The organism is Streptomyces sp. NPDC107454 (assembly GCF_055582885.1).
This window is the reverse complement of sequence record NZ_JBVJPA010000004.1, coordinates 450,618-470,034: the sequence shown is the minus strand read 5'-3', so window position 1 is coordinate 470,034 and position 19,417 is coordinate 450,618. Positions and strand designations below refer to the sequence as shown.

The 19,417-nt window shown below is 71.0% G+C and carries 15 protein-coding genes; 7 read left to right on the top strand and 8 right to left on the bottom strand.

Annotated features, from left to right (window positions below):
* Nucleotides 1-7 precede the first annotated feature (7 nt).
* The 5 genes from ACZ69M_RS12335 to ACZ69M_RS12315 form a co-directional block, all read right to left on the bottom strand.
* Nucleotides 8-1,726 (bottom strand): hypothetical protein, encoded by a 1,719-nt coding sequence (locus ACZ69M_RS12335; RefSeq protein ID WP_470049128.1) that lies wholly within the window; start codon nucleotides 1,724-1,726, stop codon nucleotides 8-10.
* Nucleotides 1,727-1,728: 2 nt separating this feature from the next.
* Nucleotides 1,729-2,631, bottom strand: a complete 903-nt coding sequence (locus ACZ69M_RS12330) for a carbohydrate ABC transporter permease (protein WP_470049126.1) — start codon at nucleotides 2,629-2,631, stop codon at nucleotides 1,729-1,731.
* Complete coding sequence (locus ACZ69M_RS12325) at nucleotides 2,628-3,539, bottom strand: carbohydrate ABC transporter permease (RefSeq protein ID WP_470049124.1); 912 nt, start codon at nucleotides 3,537-3,539, stop codon at nucleotides 2,628-2,630. Before ACZ69M_RS12325 ends, ACZ69M_RS12330 begins: the two co-directional genes overlap by 4 nt.
* Nucleotides 3,540-3,655: 116 nt before the next feature.
* Entirely contained in the window at nucleotides 3,656-4,984 is a 1,329-nt protein-coding gene (locus ACZ69M_RS12320) for an extracellular solute-binding protein (protein WP_470049122.1), read from the bottom strand.
* A gap of 274 nt (nucleotides 4,985-5,258) precedes the next feature.
* Nucleotides 5,259-6,392 carry an ROK family transcriptional regulator gene (locus tag ACZ69M_RS12315; protein ID WP_470049120.1) on the bottom strand — a complete coding sequence of 378 codons (1,134 nt, stop codon included), beginning with the start codon at nucleotides 6,390-6,392 and terminating at the stop codon, nucleotides 5,259-5,261.
* Between the two features lie 331 nt (nucleotides 6,393-6,723).
* Here ACZ69M_RS12315 and ACZ69M_RS12310 point away from each other — a divergent pair, with 331 nt between their 5' ends.
* From ACZ69M_RS12310 to ACZ69M_RS12285, 6 genes are all read left to right on the top strand, one after another.
* A complete protein-coding gene (locus tag ACZ69M_RS12310; protein ID WP_470049118.1) occupies nucleotides 6,724-7,629 on the top strand; it encodes an N-acetylglucosamine kinase in 906 nt (301 codons plus the stop codon).
* Between the two features lie 298 nt (nucleotides 7,630-7,927).
* Entirely contained in the window at nucleotides 7,928-9,877 is a 1,950-nt protein-coding gene (locus ACZ69M_RS12305; protein WP_470049116.1) for a phosphatase PAP2 family protein, read from the top strand.
* A 239-nt stretch (nucleotides 9,878-10,116) separates the two neighbouring features.
* Nucleotides 10,117-10,626 carry a methylated-DNA--[protein]-cysteine S-methyltransferase gene (locus ACZ69M_RS12300; RefSeq protein ID WP_470049114.1) on the top strand — a complete coding sequence of 170 codons (510 nt, stop codon included), beginning with the start codon at nucleotides 10,117-10,119 and terminating at the stop codon, nucleotides 10,624-10,626.
* A 14-nt stretch (nucleotides 10,627-10,640) separates the two neighbouring features.
* Nucleotides 10,641-11,378 carry a 2OG-Fe(II) oxygenase gene (locus tag ACZ69M_RS12295; protein WP_470049112.1) on the top strand — a complete coding sequence of 246 codons (738 nt, stop codon included), beginning with the start codon at nucleotides 10,641-10,643 and terminating at the stop codon, nucleotides 11,376-11,378.
* A 155-nt stretch (nucleotides 11,379-11,533) separates the two neighbouring features.
* On the top strand, nucleotides 11,534-11,890 hold the full coding sequence (locus ACZ69M_RS12290; protein WP_470049110.1) for a DUF6204 family protein: 357 nt from the start codon (nucleotides 11,534-11,536) through the stop codon (nucleotides 11,888-11,890).
* A gap of 187 nt (nucleotides 11,891-12,077) precedes the next feature.
* Nucleotides 12,078-13,067, top strand: a complete 990-nt coding sequence (locus ACZ69M_RS12285; protein WP_470049108.1) for an alpha/beta fold hydrolase — start codon at nucleotides 12,078-12,080, stop codon at nucleotides 13,065-13,067.
* A gap of 367 nt (nucleotides 13,068-13,434) precedes the next feature.
* On the opposite strand, the gene ACZ69M_RS12280 is transcribed toward ACZ69M_RS12285, so the two are convergent.
* The 3 genes from ACZ69M_RS12280 to ACZ69M_RS12270 all read right to left on the bottom strand — a co-directional run bounded on the left by ACZ69M_RS12280 (nucleotide 13,435) and on the right by ACZ69M_RS12270 (nucleotide 17,766).
* Entirely contained in the window at nucleotides 13,435-13,560 is a 126-nt protein-coding gene (locus ACZ69M_RS12280; protein WP_470049106.1) for a hypothetical protein, read from the bottom strand.
* Nucleotides 13,561-13,729: 169 nt separating this feature from the next.
* Nucleotides 13,730-14,761 carry a LacI family DNA-binding transcriptional regulator gene (locus tag ACZ69M_RS12275; RefSeq protein WP_470049104.1) on the bottom strand — a complete coding sequence of 344 codons (1,032 nt, stop codon included), beginning with the start codon at nucleotides 14,759-14,761 and terminating at the stop codon, nucleotides 13,730-13,732.
* A gap of 8 nt (nucleotides 14,762-14,769) precedes the next feature.
* Entirely contained in the window at nucleotides 14,770-17,766 is a 2,997-nt protein-coding gene (locus tag ACZ69M_RS12270; protein WP_470049102.1) for an aminotransferase, read from the bottom strand.
* Between the two features lie 266 nt (nucleotides 17,767-18,032).
* Here ACZ69M_RS12270 and ACZ69M_RS12265 point away from each other — a divergent pair, with 266 nt between their 5' ends.
* Nucleotides 18,033-19,385, top strand: coding sequence for an SGNH/GDSL hydrolase family protein (locus ACZ69M_RS12265; protein WP_470049100.1), 1,353 nt, complete (start codon nucleotides 18,033-18,035; stop codon nucleotides 19,383-19,385).
* The last annotated feature ends 32 nt before the right edge of the window (nucleotides 19,386-19,417 follow it).

Genomic DNA, 19,417 nt, shown 5'->3' with positions numbered 1-19,417 from the left:
GTCGGGGTCAGAAGACAGGTGCGGGGTGGCGGGCGCGGAGTGTGACGCTCAGTGTGTGAGGGCCGTGTCCACCGATGTAGACGCGGTTCCCGGTTGTCGCGTCGGTGCCGCCCACCACGGTGTAGTCCTGCCCCGGGTCGTACCGCAGTACGTCGCTCCGGTCCGGCCCGGCGAGCGGTTCGCCTGCGTGGACGTCGACCTTGACCCGGATCTCGTCGTCACCGACCCGGTACGTCATCGGCGCGGTCGTCAGGCACCAGCGTCCGTCGCCGATCGGTACGGCGCCCTCCGGCACGCCGCCCGGCCGGAAGGTCAGTTCGAGGGCCCAGGGCACCCGTGGTCCGCTGATGTCGATCCGCAGGTCGGCACCGTCGTCCCTCAGGTCCGCCTCGACTCGGGTCGTGTGCGAGACCTCGTCCCGAGGCCGGTCCGGGAAGGCCATCGCGGCCGAGAAGCGTCCCTCGTCCGCCATCCGGTAGACGCCGTCGTCCCGCCTCAGGTCCGTCGGGAGCGGCTGGTAGTAGGCGGCGGTGAGGGTTTCGGTGAGCAGGTAACGGTTGTCGGCAAGCTGTTGCATGCCGACGGCGCGGAACGGGCCCAGGTCGAAGAATCCGCGTGAGAGGCGGACCGCGTCGAGGACGGCGTCGCCGGCGAACAGGCGCAGGACGGTGGGATTGCAGGCCAGGCCCGAGCGGATACGCCGGTGCTCGGGCACGTCCGAGCCGCCGTACAGGACGCTGTGCGCGGTGGCGGAGGCACGCGAGGCGAGGCGCGCCGTAGTGATGTACCGGTCGCGGGGAAGGGGTTCCGGCGCCGGTGCCGGCAGTACCCGGCACAGGTCGGGGGTGAGGATGGTCTCGGCGAGCAGGTCGGGGTCGTCGACACCGCCGGCCGCTGCCCACCTCGTCGCCCGGCTGAAGTCGCCCCGGCCGGTACGGATCGCCAGCAGCCGGTAGTGCGGCAGGTAGGGCGCCAGTGGGAACGGGTGGTTCTGGTCCTGCCGCCGCGAGTGGACGGTTTCCACCGTGCCGTCCGGTCTGATGAGGTCCAGGGTCGCGGTGAGGTTGCGTTCGACGGCGTCCCACAGGTCGGTGCGGCCTAGGACGTCGGCCAGCAGGAGCAGCGACGGGTTGGACACGTGGGCCGCGTAGACGGCGCTGCGTTCCGAGTACAGGCCCTCCGCGTCGATGTCGACGCCCTCGGCGAGCCACGCGTCGACACGGTCGAGCAGCCGGCTGTCCGGGAACGACCGGTGCAGCCGGGCCAGCGCCGCGCACAGCTCCCAGCGGTGGTTCGGGGTGTGCACCCCACCGGTCAGGAGACCGCCGGAGGCGGCGCCGGCGATCTCGGCGAGCGCGGCCGTGACGTCGCGCAGTTCCGGCCCCGCGCCCGCGGCGAGGACGTGCGCGTCGCACACGTCGTTGACGGTGAACGCGGAGTCCGGCGGTGACTGCACGTTGTCGCCGCCGGCGAAGAGGCCGGTGCCGGTCTGCGCGGCCCGGAGGGCGCCGAGGTGGGCCATCGTGGCGGCGACGGCCTGCCCGCTGCCGTGCAGTGCCGAGTCCGTGGAACGGTACGCCGCGACCAGAGTCTTCACCCGGCGTGCCAGTGCGCGGTGGGTCACACCGGCGATCTCCTCGTCGGGGCCGGCCGCCAGCGGGGCGGCCAGCCGGTCGGCCGCGCCGGCCGCCGCGCGGACGAACTCGTGGTCGAGCGGGATGGGCACGGTCAGTCCTTCAGGCCGGCATTGATGTCGGCGCCCATGACGTAGCGCTGGAAGACCAGGAAGATGGCGATCAGCGGGATCATGGAGATGACCGATGCGCCGAGCAGTACCGACCAGTTGATGTTCTGAGCGCCGACGATGCTCTGGATGCCGATCTGCACGGTGAACTTGTTGGGGTCGTTCAGCATCAGAAGCGGCCAGATGTAGTCGTTCCACCGCCACTGGAAGGACAGGATGGCGAGGGTCAGCATGATGGGCCGGGAGAGCGGCACCATGATCCGCAGGAAGATCGACAGTTCGCGGGCGCCGTCGATGCGTGCGGCTTCCACGAGTTCGTCGGGAACCGTCAGGAAGAACTGGCGGAACATGAAGCATCCGGTCGCGGTGAGCACGGCCGGGAGGATGATGCCGGCGAACGAGTTGTAGAGGCCGAGGTTGCGGACCACCAGGAACTCCGGGGCGAGCATGACCTCGGACGGCAGCATCGTGGTGGCCAGGATGCAGATGAAGAAGACCTTGAGCCACTTGTTGTCGTACTTGGCCAGCGCGTACCCGGTGCAGCAGCTGACTCCCACCGTGAGGATCGTCGTGATCACGCACACGATGGTCGTGTTGATGAAGTACTGGGAGAAGTTGGCACTGCGCCACGCGGTCAGGTATCCGGACAGCGTGGGGTTGTGCGGAACCAGCGTCAGCGGATAGGAGAACAGGTCGCTGGCCGGCTTGAGGGAGCTGAGGATGAACCACAGCACCGGCAGCCCGTAGAGGCATGCCAGGATCCACAGCAGTGTCGTCGCGGGTACCGCCCGCCGGAACCCGCCACCGCCTGCCCCGCGGGGCCGCTTCTTGGAGACGGGCCGTCCGGGATCGGCGTCGACCGGGCGTGGCGTGTCTGTGGTTGTCATCGGTTCTCCACCCGCCGGTTGACGATCAGCTGGATGATCGCGACGGCCATCAGGATGAGCATGAGCACGAATGACGCGGCGCTCGCGTAGCCGATCTGGCCCCGTTTGAAGCCGGTCTCATAGATGTACTGGACAAGCAGGTTGTTCGACGTGCCGGGTCCGCCGTTGTTGAGGGCGACGAACACCGGGTATTCCTTCATCGCGTTGATCGTGTTGAGCAGGATGACAATGAACGAGGTGGGCGCGATGCTCGGCAGCGTGATGCTGATGAACTGGCGCCATGGGCCGGCGCCGTCGAGCGAGGCCGCCTCGTAGTACGACACCGGTACGTTCTTGATCGCCGCGATGAACAGCAGCATCGAGAAACCCGTCCAGGCCCATGATGCCGCCATCACCACCACGATCAACGACAGGTCCGCGTTCGACTGCCACGGAACGGCACTTCCGCCGAGCTTCTCGATGACGTAGTTGACCAGCCCGAAGTTCTCACCGAACAGCCACCGCCACAGGACACCCACGACGATGGGCGACAGAAGCCATGGGATGAAGAAGATGACGCGGGCGACCGACGCGCCCTTCGCGTGCTTGCTCACCAGCAGGTTGGCGGTGAGCAGCGAGACCGCGAAGTTCAGCGGTACGAAGAGCACGGCGTACAGCAGCGTCCGGCTCAGCGCATCGTAGAAGGTGGAGTCCCCGAACAGGTTGTGGTAGTTGTCCAGTCCGATGAACTGGAACGCCCCCACACCCGTGTAGTTCGTGAAGGAGTAGACGAGCCCGATCACCGCCGGCCAGACGAAGAACAGCGCGAAGAGCACGACATTGGCCGCGATGAGGACGAGCGGCGCAAGGGTGTACTTACTGCGTCTCCTGGGCGGGCTCGCGGTCACGTCCGAGGCGCGTTTTGTCATCTTCCTGACTCCGTGCTGGTGGAATGGATTCCTGTGGGCTCACACCATGAGCCGGGCATTTCGTGGGCGCCCGGGCCGGGCGGCGGCGTCTCGCCCCCGCCGCCCGGCCCGCTGGCCTACGATCCGCCGCCGACCTGCTGGTTGTAGCCGGCCACGATGTTCTCCAGGGCCTTGTCGGCCGACTGCTGGCCGTTGATCGCCTTGCCGAGCTCCGTCTTGGTCGGGTCCTCGGCGAGGCTCTTGCCCTTCAGCACCCAGTTGGTCTGCGCGCCGTTGAAGTAGCCCGAGATCGGCGCGTAGAGCGGGATCTCCTCGTTGTACAGCTTGAACGCCGCCTGCGCCGCGTCGGAGGTGAAGGGGTACTTCGGGGTCAGACCGCTCTCGACCGGCAGGAACCCGGACGCCTCACACAGCTCCTGGTAGTGGGCCGGCTCGTAGATCCAGGACAGGAACTTCTGCGCGGCGGTGGCCGCGGCGCCGTTGTTGTTGAAGCCCACCATCATGCCGCCGCTGTTGACGTCGCTGGCCTGGACCGGCTCGGCGGGAGTCGGGACGCTCGCCCAGTCGAACTTCTTGATGCTGTCCGCGAAGGAGGCGACCTGCCAGACGCCGGACCAGTAGGCGACCACGTCACCGCTCTGGAACATGGCCGACGGGTCGGCGCCGCTGGTCCACACCGACTTCGGCATGGTCTTGTCGTCGTTCAGTCCGACGAAGTAGTTCACGGCCTTCTTGGTCGCCGCGTCCACCGAGAACTTGCCGGAGGAGTCCGCGTGGACGTACTTCCCGCCCATCTCGTACACCATGGCGCGGAGCCGGGACGGCGACTGGTCGAAGGTCAGGGAGTACTTGGCGCCGGTCTTCTCCCGGACCTTGTTCGCCGCGGCGATGAAGTCGGTCCAGGTCCAGGTCTTCGAGGGCGACGCGGGAACGTCGACCCCGGCCTTCTTGAACAGCGTCTTGTTGATGAACAGGCCGGACGCGGTGACGTCCGAGGGGATGGACAGCACCTTCCCGGACGAGTCCTTGGCGAGGAAATTGGCGTTGATCTTGTTGCTCTTGTTGTTGGCGATGGAGCTGAGGTCGATCAGCTTGTTCGACCAGATCGGGTCAAGGGCCGGCACGTCGGCAACATCCGGCAGCGAGTTCGCCTGGGCGGCGTTGTGCAGCTTCGTCGGGTAGCCGTCGTAGGGGATGTTGACGAGCTTGACGTTGACGCCGGTTTCCTTCTTGTACTCCGCCACCAGCTTCTTCCAGCCCGCGTCCTGCCCCGGAACCGTGGAGATCCAGAACGTCAGCGACTTGGAAGTCCCGCCCGAGCCGGACCCCGACCCGCAGGCGGAGAGCAGCAGGGCCCCTGCCGTGGCCACGGCAGCGAGGGGAACCAGGCGGCGCATACCGCCGCGGCCGAGTCGGCGGGAGCGCCGCACACCCACAGTGGTCATCTTCGATCCCATTTCGTCGTAGCGGAAGAAGCACGGCGCCAGCCGAGGCGGCACGGGTGCATTTTGCGGAGGATTTCGCTTTCCGGGGGCACGGCCTCGCCCGGCCGTGTCGCCTTGACGGGTGGGGTCCCCGGCCATGTCGGCCGGCGTCGCACAAGCACGCCCTCGTGCGGCTGCCGTACTTCGCGTACGGGCTGAAGGCTCACCCGGAGTCGGCGTCCCGGCCGACTTAGAAAGCGCTTGTCCGGACATTGGCAGACCGATAAGGAAGCCGTCAATCCTTCGCCTGCACGCCTTCGGTCACATTTTGGACTCCCTTGGCCACGGCAAGCCGGGCGGCACCCACGACGGTACCGAGATCCCCGATCTGGCTGCTGACCACCTCGGTCGGCCAGCTGAGCCGGCCCAGTTCGGCCCGCACACCCGGCAGGAGCTGCGGATCCGCGCCCGTGCTGCCGCCCAGCACGATGAGTCCCGGGTCCAGTACGGCGGCCACCGCGGCGGCCAGCCGACCCACGTCAGCGGCGTGCCGGGCGACGAGCCCACGGGCGGGTTCCCGGCCCTCGGCGGCCAGCGCGAAGAGCCGCTCGGTGGTGCGGGGGTGCGGGCCGTCGCCGGCCTGCCAGGCCCGGGCGGCCCGGCCCAGCAGGGCGTGCGAGCCGACATAGGCCTCCAGGGCCTCCCGGCGCGGCTCCCGGTCGTCGTCCCAGGGATACGGCAGCCGCGCCAGCTCACCGGCCGCGCCGTTCGCCCCGCGCAGCACCTGGCCGCCGATGACGATGCCGAGACCGACACCGACACCGATCCGCAGATAGCCGAAGGTACGACGGCCCCGCGCGGCGCCCTCCTGCAGTTCGGCGAGGGCCGCGCAGTTGACGTTGTTCTCCAGGTGGACCGGCACGCCCGCCGGCAGCGCGACGGACACGGCGTCGAAGGCGGGCCCGGCCTTGGCGGTCGCCGGGCGCATGCCGGTGCCCGCGCGGTCGGACTCGGTGACGTCACCGACGGCGACCACGATGGCCCGCAGCGGGGCGCCGACGGGCAGCGCGGCCAGCGCCTCGCGCACGGCGTCGGGAGCCCTGGTCCGAGGGGTGGTTGCCTCGGCGAGCAGGGTGCCGTCCAGGGCGCAGCCGCGCACCCGGGTGCGGGCCGGGCCGAGGTCCACGGCGAGGACCGAGCCGGAGGCGGGCCCGAGCCCGTAGACGGCGGCGGAGCGGCCGGTACCGCTGGACGCGGTGCCGGAACAGGCGGCCAGCCGGGCGCTCTCCAGTTCCGCGACGGCGGCGGAGACCGTCGGCTTGGACAGGCCCGCGAGGCTCGCGAGCTGCGGCCGGGTGGCACGGCCGGCCTCGGCCAGCACGGCGAACACCGCACCGGCGCTCTCGGTGAGGCGGGGGGCCTCAGCCACGACGTGTTCCACAGTTCCCCCATGGGTCAGGGGCCGCGCTCCCCGGGTGACGGGATGCGGCGATGCGATGCCCTCGTGCCGCGCGGTCCCGCCCTGCGGCGGCGTCCCGTTGATCGACTGCGCGACAACTCTTGACGCACTGTACCTAGTTAGTTAACTTCCTAACTAAGTCCACGGTACTCGCCTGCCGTGCTCCGCAAGAAGCCCGTCCCGGGGCTTCCCGACTTGTTCGGCTCCCGCAACCTCGGTTCCGCCAGACACGGTTCGCCCGCCGTCCCGGCACAGTGCCATGCTCTTCGGCGCTCTTCGCCCAGACGACGAAAGAGGATCCGTGCAGGACCTTTCTTCCTCCCCGCTCGTGGTCGGTATCGACGTGGGTGGCACCAAGACCCATCTCCGCGCGCTCATCGGCGCGGACCCCGTCGCCGATCACGTCCGGCCGAGCAGCGGCTGGCGGCCGCACGAACCGGCCGCCGCCGCCCGCTGGCTGACGGCACTGGTCCACGAGACCCTGCCCGTCGGCACCCGCCCAGCCGCACTGGCCGTCGGCGGGCACGCCTGTGAGACCCCCCGCCAGTGCGCCGGCATCACCGCCGCGCTGCGAGAGGTCCTCGACATGCCCATCCTGGTGGTGGGCGATGCCGAACTCCTCGTTCCCGCCGCAGGTCTGGACAAGGGTGTCGGTCTCGTGGCCGGCACCGGTTCGGTGGCGGTGGGGCGACTGGCCGACGGCAGCCCCGTTCAGGTCGGCGGCTGGGGCGCGGCGCTCGGTGACGAGGGCGGCTCCGCCGGTCTCGTACGGGAAGCGGCGCGCGCCGTGTGGGCCGCGCACGACCGCGGTGAAGCCCCGGACGAACTTGCCCAGGGGCTCATCGCCGCGTTCGGGGTGAGTGAGGTGCCCGCCCTGGGCGCCGCGCTGGAGAGCGCCACGGACGTGTCGGCCGAGTGGGGCCGGCACGCGCCCGTCGTGTTCGCGGCCGCCGAGCGGGGTTCCCGGATCGCGCGGTCGGTGATCGCGGACGGGGGCCGGTCCCTCGCCGCGCTCGTCGTGCGGCTCGCCGAGCGCGGGGTCGCCGTCGACGACGTGGTGGTCGCCGGCAGCACCGTGCTCTCCCAGCCCGCCCTGTACACCTCCTTCACGACGTCACTCGCCGAGTCCGTACCCGGGGCACGCCCCAGGCCGCTGCGGGCGGCGCCCGTCGAGGGGGCCGTGGCGTTGGCGCATGCCCTCATATGAGGGGACGGGGTGGCGCGACGCTCGCGGGGTGACCACTGCCCCTCGGGACAGCGCGCGTTGCCGCGGTGCGGGCGCCTGACAAGCAGCTTGTACTGGAGGCGCGTTCACCCGCACAGCGGGCGCACAGGGTCGGCGCATTCGTCCGTACGACACCTCGCCGCCCCCCACGCTTCGCAAGCGTGACATGAATCGGCCGTAGATCTTCGCTCGTATGACTCGTCCTCACCACAGGGGCACAGTCGCTTCACGACTTCACCCGGCTGTCGGAGGACCCATTCCACTCAGGAGAGGCACATCCATGCCGTCATCAGCCGGGCAGCAGTCCGCCCCTTCGGTCCCCGTCCGTGAACGCGCCCTGAACCGACGGGTGTTCCTGCGCAATTCACTCGGCGCCTCGGCGGGGCTGCTGGCCGCTCCGACCGTCGTCACCTGGCTCGCCGCCGCGGACGCGAAGGCCGCGACGGGCCCCGCCGCCTTCGTGGACGACTACACCACCAACGTCCTCGCGAACCTGACGCCCGAGACCAACGCGGTGGTCCGGATCCTCGGCGGCATGAGCAAGGTGTGGAAGACCGGCGGTGCCTGGAACACGGGCACGCCGCTCATGCCCGAGGTGCTGCGCGCCAACATGCGTTACTGCGCCCGCATCACGCACGCCCGCACCGACGCACAGGCGAAGGAGGCGTTCATCTACGACCGGCAGCACCAGAGTTACGCGTTGATCGCCGGACTGGGCCCGCTGGCCGACCTGTACAAGACGGGCGCCAAGGCGGTCACCTCCATCACCAGCGCTCCTGACGGCACTCCTTCCGGCAAGATCAACGACGCGGTGCCGGCCGACGCTCCGGCGGGCTCCGCGCAGGGCGCCGGTTCGCACGACTCGGCGCTCGGCAAGGTCGCCGAGCTGGTGGACACGGTGCGCGGCCCGTACGCCTCCGGCAACCCGTCCAAGTACGCCTTCCAGTACCCGCGTCCGTGGCGTATGAACGAGGACAGCGAGGTCGTCGACACGGGGAAGGTCGACGCGCTCGGCTTCCCGGTCTACGACTCCGACGTGATCGTCGCTCCGCAGCTGCTGTGGCAGCGCGGCGCGACCGCGGTCGACGACGGCGGCTTCCCCAGCGGCCACACCAACGCCTTCCACCTGGCGGGGCTGGCGTACGCGTACGCCGTGCCCGAGCGCTTCCAGGAGCTGGTGGCGCGCGCCTACGAGCTCAGCCACACCCGGATCATGGCGGGCATGCACTCCACCGTCGACGTCATCGGCGGCCGCATCATGGCCACGGCCCTGGCCGCCGCCACGCTGGCCGACCCGGCCAACGCCGTCCTCAAGGCCGCGGCGCGTGCCCAGGCCGCCGCGTACTTCCAGCAGCAGACCGGTTCGACAGCGGACACCCTGTACGCCTACGCGCACTCCGCGAGCGCCGCCACCGACCCGTACGCCGACCGGGCCGCCAACGCCCGCGCGCTCACGCCCCGCCTGACGTACGTCCTCACCCGGCACGGCCGCTCCGAGGACATGACCGTGCCCAAGGGCGCCGAGGTCCTGCTGGAGACGCGGCTGCCCTACCTCGACGCCGCCCAGCGCCGCGAGGTGCTCCGCACGACCGCCCTGCCCTCCGGGTACGTGCTCCTCGACGGCTTCGAGCAGTGGGGCCGGCTCAACCTGTTCGCCGCCGCGGACGGGTACGGGGCCTTCGAGTCCGACGTGAACGTCACCATGAACGCCGCGGACGGGGGCTTCAGTGCGGCCGACACCTGGCGCAACGACATCTCCGGGTGCGGCCGGCTGGTCAAGCGCGGCACCGGTGCGCTGACCCTGACGGGCCACAACGCCCACACGGGCGGCACCGTGCTGGAGGAGGGCGTGCTGACGGCCGGTTCGTCGGGTGCGCTCGGGTGCGGCGACGTGCGGGTGGACGGCGGGACCCTGCGGGTGAGTGCGGCGTCGTCCGCGCGCGTGCGCGGCAGCTACACGCAGGCGTCCGGCGCGAACCTGGAGGCGACGCTCCGTGCGGGCCGCGTGCCCGCGCTGACGGTGGAGCGACGGGTCGTACTGAGCCGGGACAGCGCGCTCACGCTGCGGCTGGACACCGACCACCCGCCGGTCCACGGCACCACCGTCCCGGTGCTCCGGACGTCGTCGCTGCGAGGCCAGTTCGCCCGCATCACGGTCCAGACGGACGGATACCGGGCCGTGCCCGTGTACTCGGTGGACGGATTGTCCGTGCGACTCGTACGGCACTGATCCCCGCCCTGGGGACGAGCTGAGTGACAGGACCCGTGGACCGTGCGTGAACGGTCCACGGGTCCTCTTCACTTCGTGTGCCTTCGTTCTGTGCGCCATCGCTCCCGTGCGCCTCCACTCCCGTGCACCCTCGTGCCCGTGCCCTTTCGCCCCGTGCGCCGCGTCCGATTTCCGCCAGCCAAGGCGGCGGCCATGGCGCAGAGTGGACAGCGGAAACACACTTCGAAAGGACACGACCGATGCCGGTGTACACAACGATCGACAGCCCTCTGGGCGAGCTGCTGCTGGTGGGCGAGGAGTCGGTCACCGCGAAGGGCGGCACGGCGCTGGTCTCGCTGTCCATGCCCGGCCAGAAGTCCGGCGCCGTCGTCCAGGACGGCTGGACCAGGGACGAGAAGGCGTTCACCGAGATCGTCTCGCAGCTGCGCGCGTACTTCGACGGGGCGCTGACCGACTTCGACATCGAATACGTGAGCGGCGCGGGCAGCGACTTCCAGCAGCGGGTGTGGAAGGCGGTGGAGACCGTCCCGTACGGCACGACCGTCAGCTACGGAGAGATCGCCGCGCGGATCGGCGCGTCGAGGGCGGCCGTACGCGCCGTGGGCACGGCGATCGGCGCGAACCCGCTGCTGCTCGTGCGCCCCTGCCACCGCGTGATCGGCGCCAGTGGCTCCCTCACGGGGTACGCCGCCGGTCTGGAGCGCAAGCAGCAGCTTCTCGACCTGGAGCACGCAGGCCCGGCCACCTGAGGATCGCCACCATCATGAACACGCTCGACACCACCCACCTGGCGGGTCCGGTCGCCGACCGCGTCGCGGCCGACGACTGGACCGCACTGACCGACGAGCTGAACGAACACGGACACGCACTGACCGCTCGACTGCTGACCCCGGACGAATGCCACGGAATCAGGGCGCTCTACGACGAGACCGACCGCTTCCGCACCACCGTCGACATGGCCCGCCATCGCTTCGGTTCCGGCCAGTACCGCTACTTCACCCATGAACTACCGGACTTGGTAAGGGAGTTGCGCAAGGCGTTCTATCCGCGGCTGCTGCCCGTCGCCCGGGACTGGGCCGACAAGCTCCGGCAGCCCGCCCCCTGGCCCGAGGACCTGGAGGAGTGGCTGGCGATGTGCCACACGGCCGGGCAGGCCAAGTCCGCTCAGATCCTGCTGCGTTACGGGCCCGGCGACTGGAACGCGCTGCACCGCGATGTGTTCGGCGCGATGGTGTTCCCGCTCCAGGTCGTCATCGGCCTCGACGCACCGGGAGTCGACTTCACCGGCGGCGAGTTCATCATGACCGAGCAGCGGCCCCGGGCGCAGTCGCGTGGGTCGTCCACGACCCTCCCGCAGGGGCACGGGCTGATCTTCACCACCCGCGACCGGCCCGTAGCCTCCCGGCGCGGCTGGTCGACCGGACCGATGCGGCACGGCGTGAGCACCGTCCGTTCCGGGCGGCGTCACACACTGGGCCTGGTCTTCCACGACGCCGCGTGACCTCCGCGCCGAAGCGGCGGCGGCTGACCGGGCCGGCACCCGGCGAGAGGCACGCTTTCGGCGAGCCCATGGCGCACGTCCTGATGTTCAGCCGATGGCCGTCCCGCGAAAAAACGCGGTGGTGTCCCACCGAACCCGCTGGTTAAGGTCGCCGGATGAGCACACGTACCTTCCGCGTCACCGTCCGCGGCGTCTTCGACGGGCTCGGCGCGGAGCAACGCGCCGAGCTCCTGGCCCGCGCGTCCGAGCACGACGTGCTGCACGCCGCCTTCACCCCCGAGGGGCACCTCAGCTACGACCTCGCGGCCAGGCCCGCCTTCACGTTCCGGTTCCAGGACTCGGGAGAGGCGGAGGAGGACATCCTGGAGGCGACCGAACGCGCCGAGGCCGCCGCGCGGGCGTGGCTGACCGAGCGCGGCTACGGATACAAGAACCTCAGGTCGAAGGCCGAGGACCTGTCCCAGGCCCCACTCGGCAAGCGACAGCGCCGCGCCGCCGCGCACGGCTCCTAGGGCGCGTTCGGCCGATCTTCGACGCGCCCCGTGACCACGGGGCCGGTTTTGCCGAATCGGCAACAGGCTTGGCTCGCGCCACGCAGACCGCCGCATGATCGTCGGTAGTACCGGAGGCCGCACGGCGAACGGGCCACTCCAGCCCCTTCACCCCACCGGCCACGCGTCGAGCCCCCTGGGAGGATCCGTGCAGCAGCCGTCCACAACAGACCGCGTCCACCGTCTTGTCCCCTCGCCCGCCGGGCGGATACACCTGGTGGAGCAGGGGACGGGCCCCCTGGTCCTGCTCGTCCACGGCTTTCCGGAGTCCTGGTACTCCTGGCGCCACCAGCTTCCGGCACTCGCCGCGGCCGGCTACCGGGCGGTCGCCGTCGACGTCCGCGGCTACGGCCGCTCCTCCAGGCCCGGGGCGCCCACCGCGTACCGGATCCTCGAGCTGGTGGAGGACAACGTCGCCGTGGTGAAAGCCCTGGGTGAGGAGTCCGCGATCGTCGTCGGGCACGACTGGGGCGCGAACATCGCCGCCGTCTCCGCCCTCGTCCGCCCCGACGTGTTCCGCGCGGTCGGACTGCTCAGCGTGCCCTACGCCCCGCGCGGCGGCCCGCGCCCCAGTGAGATCTTCGCGCAGATGGGCGGGGACGAGGAGTTCTACGTCTCCTACTTCCAGGAGCCCGGCCGGGCCGAGGCCGAGATCGAGCCCGACGTCCGCGGCTGGCTCGCGGGTCTGTACGCGGCGCTGTCCGCCGACACCATGCCCGCACCCGGCGCGCCGGACCCGCACTTCGTGAGCCCCGGCGGCACGCAGCGCGACCGCTTTCCCACGGGGCGGCTCCCCCACTGGCTCGACGAGCACGACCTCGATCTCTACGCCGGAGAGTTCGAGCGGACCGGGATGACGGGGGCCCTGAACCGCTACCGGAACATGGACCGGGACTGGGAGGACCTGGCCGACCACGACGGTGCGCCCATCACCCAGCCCTCGCTGTTCATCGGCGGCGGTCGGGACGCGTCCACCACCTGGCTGGCCGACGCGATCGCGGCCTACCCCACCACCCTGCCCGGTCTGCTCTCCTCCCACCTCCTGGACGACTGCGGCCACTGGATCCAGCAGGAACGGCCCGAGGACGTCAACCGCATCCTGATCGACTGGCTCGCCCTGGTCACGAGCGACAAGTGACGCTCCCCACCGGGGCAATCCCTTGATCGGGTGACTCACCTCGGGCGAGTCGATCGAATGCCCCCCACCTCGGTGCCCCGCATGAGGTATCCGCGACGGAGACGGCCACGGCGTCAACACCGTGCGCAGTGGGCGTCACCGCGGTCCGGGGCGCCGTGGCGGGCTGCTCGAAAGCGGGCCGGGCAAGAGCGGGGGCATCGTGGCGGTGAGGGCGAGATCTTCACGAAATGACGGGCGCCGTCGCGAGTCTGTCAGTGGATTCGAGTCGGTCGTGCTTCGCCCGCGAGACCCGGGCCTGTCGGCAGACCTCCCCGCCTCGGGGCGAGGATCGGTGCCTCGGCTCGTGGAGACGAACCCCCGGTGGCAGTCACTGCCTCTGACCGCCGTACCCGGACAGGGAGTGACGTCGCTCCCGCTCCCTGCGGCGCGGCAGCGCGCGGTTCACGGCGCCGAACGGCACCTGGACAGTGCCGAAGACCTGATCGGCGAGCACGAACGGGAGACGGTACGCCGCCGAGCTGACGCGGCTGGACCCGCTGCGCCACGGTTACGTGCACGGCGACTTCCACGAACATACCGCCCGCGTGGGAGAGCAGCGCTCCCCACGGTGTCTGGCCGCGCTCGACGCCGTGAGCGCCATCTCCTGGGCCGAGGCGGCCTCGCTAGGCGCGGGTCGATGCCCTGACGTTCAGTGCTACGGGGAGAGTGCGCACGGTTCCCGGTGGCGTCCGGCCGGACAGGATCTCGCAGAGCAGGCGGGCGCATTCGGACCCCATCGAGCGGGGGCGCAGGTCGATCGCGGTGATCGCCGGCTCCGCCGTGCGCATCGCCGAGCAGTCCACGCAGGATGCCAGCAGCAGGTCCCCGCCCACCGTGCGGCCCGCCGCGCGCAGTTCGGGCAGCACGGCCGCGGCGGCGCCGTCGGGAGCGCACACGACGGCGTCGGTCCCGGGTTCCTGGGCGAGCAGGTCCCGCGCGATGCCTCGTAGTACCTCGGGGGTGGCACCGACGGGCGCCTTGCGCAGGACGAGGGGCAGGCCGTGGTCGGCGCACCAACGGGCGTGGGTCCGTTGGAGGGTGAGGGACCAGTCGGAGGTGGCCTCGGAGGCGATGAGCGCGGGCCGCCGGGCTCCGGAGTCGCGCAGATGGTCGAGCAGTTCGGTCATCGACGCCTCGTGGTCGGAACGGACCACCCCGGCCGGCTGCTGGTCACCGGCGTACCGCTCGGCCGTCACGACCGGCAGCCCGGTGTTCATCAGGTGCCGGACCACCGGGTCCTCGGGGGCCGGGTCGCACAGCACCAGCCCGTCCACCTGGGGCGGCGCCGTACCCTGCTGCGACAGATGGCCGGAGGACAGCAGGGTGACGTTCAGGCCCGCGCCCGCGGCACGCTCGGCCACTCCGAACACGAACGCCATGGAGTACTCGGCGCTGGTCAGGAACTCCGGGAAGTAGAGCGCGACGGTGTCCGTGACGGAGGTGCGCAGACTGCGGGCGCTGCGGTTGGGCGCGTAGCCCAGCCGACGGGCCGCCTCCAGCACGGCCTCCCGGGTCGGTCCCGACACCCGGCCGTGACCGCGCAGGGCGTCCGAGGCCGTGGTCTTGGAGACCGCGGCCGCACGTGCCACGTCGGCGATCGTGGGCGGGGTGCCGAGGCGGGGCGAGGGCGCGGCCGCGGATCCGGGGGTCGGCATCTCCCGTGTCACCAGCCGTGCGTCAGTACGTCGTCCAGCGCGTCGGCGAACACGTCGGCGCTCCGCCGGGTCAGACACAGCGGCGGCTTGATCTTCAGCACGCACTGCCGGTCCGAGGTCGGCTGGACGATCACGCCGAGTTCCCGCAGCCGGTCGCAGATCGCGGCCGTCTCCTCGGTCGCCGGTTCCAGGCTCTCGCGGTCCCGGACGAACTCGACGCCCAGATACAGCCCCGAGCCGTGCACCGCGCCGATCAGCGCGTGCCGCTCGGCCAGTTCGAGGAGCCGGTCCTTCAGGTAGGTGCCGATCTCACGGGCGTTGGTCTGAAGGTCCTCGTCGCGCAGTGCGTCCAGGACGGTGAGCCCGACCACCGAACTGACCGGGCTGCCGCCCGCGGAGGAGAAGAAGTAGCCCTGCGTACGGTAGGCGTCGGCGATCTCGCGCCGGGTGATCACCGCGCCCAGCGGATGCCCGTTGCCCATCGCCTTGGCGACGGTGACGATGTCCGGCACCACGCCCTGCTGTTCGAATCCCCAGAAGTGCGAGCCGAGCCGGCCGTAACCGACCTGGACCTCGTCGGCGACGCACAGCCCGCCGACGTCGCGGGTGGCCTCGTACACCTGCCGGAGATATCCGTCGGGGAGGGCCATGCCGCCCGCGTTGCCGTAGTACGGCTCGCACACGAAGGCGGCCAAGGGGTGCCCCTGGACGGCCAGTTCGCGGATCCTGGCGGCGGCTTCGGGGGCGTACCGCCGCGACTGCGGTCCCCGGTGGCGGCCCCGGTAGGAGTTGGGCGCCGCGACGGTGTGCACCCACGGCGGCCGTGAGGCGAGCGCGTTCGGGTTGTCGGCGATCGAGGTCGACACCGCGTCGCTCGCATAGGTCCAGCCGTGGTACGCCTCCTCCACCGCGACCACGTCCTGTCGTCCGGTCGCCGCCCAGGCGAGCCGGAGCGCGAGGTCCACGGCCTCGGAACCGCTGTTGACCAGGAACACGGTGTCCAGCTCGGCCGGGAGGAGTCCGGTGAGTCGCTCGGAGAGCTCGACCACCGAGGCGTAGTGGAAACGGGAGTTGGTGTTCAGGCGCTGCCACTGCCGGTGCACGGCTTCGCCGAGCCCGGGGTGGCCGTGGCCGAGGATGGTCACGTTGTTCAGCATGTCGAGATAGCCGCGGCCCCGGGTGTCCACCAGGTGGTGCCGCCAGCCGCGTTCGATCTGGGGCGGCGTCTCGAAGTAGTGCTCCTGGACGGTGGCGAAGGAGTGCTCGCGCCGCTCCAGCAACTCCGCTTCCGTGACGGCCTGTTGGGCGTCGCGGGCGGAGTGCGGCGCGTCGTCGGGAGCGGCGGACGGCGCGTCGGGGGTGCCAGGGGCGTCCGGGACATCAGGGGCGAGGAAGAGGCGGGTCGGGTCGGGGCACACCTCCAGCCATCCCGCGGCCAGTTCCGGCGGCGCGAACCGTGGCGGTCGGCCCCCGGTGGCGCACGGCCGGAAGAGCTGGACGCCCAGCACCCGTACGCCCTCGCGGGCGGCCACCGTCCCGAGCTGCTGCCCGGAGACGACGGGGCCCGGCTGGACCTCCGCGTCGATGCCGTCCAGCAGCAGGTCCAGGCCCCCGGTGTGCAGCGTCACGCCGGTGTCGCCGTGCCGGGTGGCCGTGCCCGCCCAGGGTGCGCGTATCTCCGCCGGGCCGGCGAGGTGGAGCTGTACGCCGAGTGCGCAGGTCGCGGCGGGGAGGGAGTCGTCGACGGTGGTGCGGGTCAGCCGGAACTCGCCGTGCCGGGTCCGTACCACCGTGTGTCCGGCCGTCAGGGCGGCCCGGGCCAGGGAGGTTTCGGCGTCGGGCGCCAGCCAGCGTCCCGTGTGCAGCTCCTCGCTCGACACGGACAGGTCGAGGCTCGCCACGCCGTCCGGCAAACCGGGCAGCAGCGCATGTTCGGCCACCGGCAGGAGCTGCGCCGACGGGCGGCCGAGGGCGTGCCGCAGCTGGGCCGTCATCACCTCGGCCGGGACGGACACCGCGGCCTCGAACATCGCCCACTCGCGGTCCAGCGCCACCGAGGCGTAACTGTTGCCGGGGTCCGACAGGGTGTCGTACTGGCCGCTCACCACCATGACGGAGGTCCGCAGCACGACCAGCGGCCACAGCGCGTCCACTTCCTCGTTCGCGAGAGGTCGCACCGCGTGGAAGGCGTGCACGGCGGGCAGTACCGACGCCGGTCCGGCCCCGTGATGGTGCAGCACCGAGGCGCAGGTGACCGCCAGTTCGGCCACCGTCCAGCCGAGACCGAGGTCACCGAAGTCGATCACGCCGACCGGCATCCGGCGGCCGTCCGCAGCCGGTTCGCAGACCACGTTGTTGTCGGTGACGTCACCGTGGATCACCTGCACCGGCAGGCGGTCCACGAACGGCTCCAGCAGGGTGTGCGCGGCCCGGGACGCGCGCAGTACCCGGGCGGCCCGTTCCTGGTCGGGCAGCTGGGGAGCGAGCGTCTCGACGACGGTGAGCGCGTTACGCAGATCCCACAGCAGCGGCCGTTCCTGCTCCACGCCCGCGAAGTCGGCGAGCCCGGCCACGACCCGTCCGGCGAGTTCGCCGAGCCTGGCCACCACCGGTGGTGCGAGATAGCGGCTGTCCATGATCGGCTCACCGGGCACGTAGTCCAGCAGCCGGCATACGAGATCCACACCGCCCGCGCTGAGCCGCTGCACCACCTCGCCGTCGACGCCGGCGTGGGCTCGCGGCAGCCTCAGCCCGGACATCGCGTCGGAGAGGCGTTCCACGGCCGCGCACTGGGCGCGCAGTGCGGCCGGGTCCGAGGCGGGGTTCGCGATCTTGAGGACGTAGTCCCCCCTCCCCGTACGCACGCGGTAGTTACGGTCCTGCTGACTGCCCAGGTCATGAACGCTTCCTGTCACCCCGAACCGCTCCGCGAGCACCGCCGACACGTCGGCTTCGTCGACAGGACCGATCGGCCGCACCAGCCAGTCGGCGGACGGGATGCCCATGGGGTCGCTCGCTTCCGTTCGGCACGCCGCACGCGCGCGGGGCCCGGCGCAAGGGGTGCCGGAACGTTCCGGCAACCGTAGATTCGCCCGCTGAGGTGTGTCAACGGCCCCGTGGGCGATCCCACAACCGCCCCGTGCAGAACGGCCGAGAAGCGTAGCCCGGCCCCCCGGCGGGATGCCTTAGCGTGCGCCACTGAACCGGTTCAGCTTCCTCACCGGCATCACTGGGAACCCCGCAGCACGGGAATCAGGGAGGGCGCACATCCATGAATCGAAGATCGTCGATCGTGAGCCTGGTGGTCGCGGGGTTACTCGCGGCCGCCTTCGTGGTCGCCTCGTCCGCCGTGCGGGCGGCGGACACCGGCCTCGGCTCGTCTCGCCCCACTGAAACGCATCAGCCGTCGAACGGGCACTGGGTGAACACCTGGGTCTCCATGCCTCAGCTCACCGAACCCGCCAACATGCCGCCCGCGCCGTTCACGCGGGACGGCCGGGTGCTCGCCGACGCGACCCTGCGGCAGACCATCCACGTGTCGGTCGGCGGACGGCATCTGCGGCTGCGCTTCTCCAACGCGTTCGGCGGCGCGGAGCTGCCGATCACCTCGGTCCCCGTGGCGCTGCCCCTCGACGGGCAGGCGGGCGTCAGCGCGATCCGGCGCGGCACCTCCCGCCCGGTGACCTTCGGCGGCCGCCCCTCGGTGGTGGTTCCGGTGGGAGCCCCCGTGGTCTCCGACCCCCTGGACTTCGACCTCGCCCCGGGGACCAACCTCACCGTGACGGCCTACCTGGCCGAGGGGCAGGCGTCCACCAGCATCACCTCCCACCCCGGATCCCGGACCACCTCCTACCTCCTGTCCGGCAACCACGTCGGGGACGAGGACCTGCCCGGAGCCACCCCCACCGACCACTGGTACTTCCTCAGCGGCGTCGAGACCTGGTCGCCTCGCACCGGCGCGGCGGCCGTGATGCTGGGCGACTCGCTGACCGACGGTCGCGGCTCCACGACCAACCTCAACAACCGCTGGCCGGACGAGTTGCTCAGGCGGTTGCAGGCCGAGGAGAGTCCGGCCGGGGTCGCGATCCTCAACCAGGCGGCCGGCGGCAACCGCGTGCTCCACGACGGTCTCGGGCCCAATGCTCTCGCCCGACTCGACCGTGACGTCCTCGCGCAGAGTGGTGTCGCATGGCTGCTGGTCTTCGAGGGAGTCAACGACATCGGCACCGCCGAGCCCACCGAAGCCGCCCAGAAACAGGTCACGGCGGATCTGATCGCGGCCTACGAACAGATCGTCGTGAGGGCGCACGCACAGGGCATCCGGGTGTACGGAGCGACCTTGACGCCCTTCGGGGGCAACACCGGGTACGACGACGCGGCCGGATACCGGGAGGCCTCCCGTCAGGCGGTCAACCGGTGGATCCGCACGAGCGGCCGCTTCGACGCCGTCGTCGACTTCGACCGGGCGGCCCAGGACCCCGGGCAACCGGCCCGTCTGCGGACCGCGATCGACGTCGGCGACCACCTCCACCTCAACCCGGCCGGTTACCAGCTCCTCGCCGCCGCCGTCCCCACGCGACTCTTCCGACTCGCTCCACTTCCTGGGGACTTCGGCCTCGATTAGCACCCGGTCGGAATATGGACGAGCGTTCTCGG